The organism is Streptomyces sp. NPDC002870 (genome assembly GCF_042888505.1).
Classification (GTDB): Bacteria; Actinomycetota; Actinomycetes; order Streptomycetales; family Streptomycetaceae; genus Streptomyces.
The window spans coordinates 1-2,333 of the sequence record NZ_JBIAPW010000086.1 but is presented as its reverse complement, the minus strand read 5'-3'; the positions used below and the strand labels follow the sequence as shown (position 1 = coordinate 2,333).

Genomic DNA, 2,333 nt, shown 5'->3' with positions numbered 1-2,333 from the left:
TCCTGGTCTGGCTGTGGATGTCCAATCTCGCTCTGCTGATCGGCGCGCAGTTCAACGCGGAGCTCGCCAAGGCCATGGCCGACTGAGCGCGGAGGCCTAGTGCGAAGCGGAAGGCCGCGGCGCAGAAGGAACGGATCACGCCCGCGCAGATGAAGTACCTCACCAGTCGAGGTCCCGCCGGGCGGCCGGGCGAAGCGGCTCGCCCGGCTCAAGACCGCTGGACAGGCCGCAGCGAGCCCGCAGGTCTTGTGCACTGCCCGACATGACCTCCTGCCCTCACGCCGCGACCGCCGCTGCCAACGAGTGAAGAAGCCACCGAGGAACACCTTCGAAGCCAAGCGACGGGATGAGCCCCGCCCTCCCAGCCAGGCCAGCTGCTCACTCCGAGTCACTTGGAACCCCTGGCTACTCGCCCTCACCTGCGAGAACGCCCTAACTCACCGGCATTGGGGCTAGGCCTACTTCAGGCCAATACGGCGAAGGGGCCTTGAACCCGTCCCGTACTCCTTCGAGATCAATAGGCTGCTTGTCTGAGCCTCAACGAGCGGCGCGGCAGCGGTGAATATTAGACCGTCGCGGTCGTAGCGCGCCGTTCCAAGAGGGGGCAACGGCCTCGGCGTGGTACTCGACGAGGGCGTTCGCCAGTCGCTCGACCGCCCCGTCGCGTGCACCTGGGTCGGCCAGCCAGGAAGGTCTCTGGCGCACCAGCCGTGCATCAGGGGACAACTCGGCACGCAGTTGTGCCCTCGGCGCACTCAGCAGGCGCTCCTGGCCCTCCTCGATCGAGGACACCGGCCCCAGCAGCGTGAAGAGATCAACCATCCACGTTCGCGGGCCGGCAACGAAGGCCGCCAGCTCCCGTACATACGGCGGCACCCGTTGACGGGTGCCCTGCGCCACCCATCGAACAGAACCTTCTCGTCGCGGCGCTGCAACATCCGCAAGCTCAGCTGCGTCTCGGCCAGTGGCCCTAGTAGGGCCACGCGGGTACGGGCGAGATCCTCCACCGTGAAATAGAGACGCAGCACCGTGATCTCCCTGCCCCGAAAGCGTCAACACGAGCCTGACCTTGGTGATTTGGCGTTGCCTGCTGGTCGTTGTCGAGCCGGTTCCCGGTCAGAGATCCTCGTCGTTGCCCGTACGAACGCCGGACAGCTCCGGGCGGTGTCCGGGATTGCCGGACCGCATGGTTTTCAGGCTGGGATCTGTCCACCATCCAGGGCGGATCCGCCGTTTCGGGAGGCGTCTCAAGGGAGTCGACTTCTCCCGTTGGCGCGCCCGGTGGAGAGGAGCGTGGTTCCCAGCGGGGTGGTGGTGTGCCGCACCGTGTTGGCCTGGCGGAGGCTGGTGACCAGACCGGCGGTTCGCAAGGCGGTGGCATGTTCCGATGCGGAGGTGGGGGAGATACTCAGACGCTGGGCGAGCTGTTTCGTGGTGCGGCCGGAGGGGTCTGCCAGGGCATCCAGGACGGCTGCGCGAGTGCAGCCCAGCAGCACCGCCAGGGCTGTCGGTGCACCCGGGCGGGCGTGCGATGGCTCGATGATGAGATCGCCGGTCTCCAGGCCCTGGACTGGTGCGTACACGAGAACGGGGTTGTCGACGTCGTTGAGCAGGGCCCGGGGGCGGAGGCCGCTTCCGAGGATCAGGGGGGCGTCGGAATCTTGGTTGGTGGGGCGGAACTTCTTGTCGTGCGACCGTGAACGTGATCTTGAGATGCCGCGGGATGTGCGGGAGTGGCTGCCGCCCGAGCACCTGTGCTGGAAGGTGCTCGACGTTGTCGAGCTACTTGACCTGTCGGCGTTCGGGAACAGCTACCGTGACGACGGGCGGGGCGGGGTGGCCTACCCTCCCGCGAGCCTGATTGCGTTGCTCCTGTACTGCTACAGCAAGGGAGTGCGTTCCTCCCGTCGCATCGGGCAGGTTGCTGGGACGACGTGGGCTGCCGAATCATCACCGCGAACCACCGAATGGACCACTCCACCGGCGCGCGTTCGTACGACGCCACCGTGCCGCCTTGAACTCGCTGTTCGTGCAGGTGTTGTCGCTGTGCGGCCGACGTGGCCTGGTCGATCTTTCGGCGGTGGCCGTGGACGGCTCCCCGATGGAGGCGAACGCCTCACGCGATGCCAACCAGCGGCTCCAGCGACTGGAGGAGGCCATCTCCCAGTGCGAGAAAGAGATCCACGCGCTGATGGAGGATTTAGTCGACCACGCGCTGAGCGTCGAGGCCGATGCCCTGGCCGGTTGCGGATGGACGGCGAACTCGACCTGCCCGCCTTCCTCGACCTCGCCTCGGCCGAGGGGCTCCACGTGCTGCTCCGCCCCGGCCCGTA

The 2,333-nt window shown here is 67.0% G+C and carries 1 protein-coding gene and 1 pseudogene; one reads left to right on the top strand and one right to left on the bottom strand.

Annotation, left to right across the window (positions count from 1 at the left end):
- Nucleotides 1-1,247: 1,247 nt before the first annotated feature.
- Nucleotides 1,248-1,583 (bottom strand): winged helix-turn-helix domain-containing protein, encoded by a 336-nt coding sequence (locus ACFYWY_RS38130; RefSeq protein ID WP_389196098.1) that lies wholly within the window; start codon nucleotides 1,581-1,583, stop codon nucleotides 1,248-1,250.
- A gap of 431 nt (nucleotides 1,584-2,014) precedes the next feature.
- Here ACFYWY_RS38130 and ACFYWY_RS38125 point away from each other — a divergent pair.
- Nucleotides 2,015-2,333, top strand: a pseudogene (locus ACFYWY_RS38125) (hypothetical protein); the annotation flags it as partial.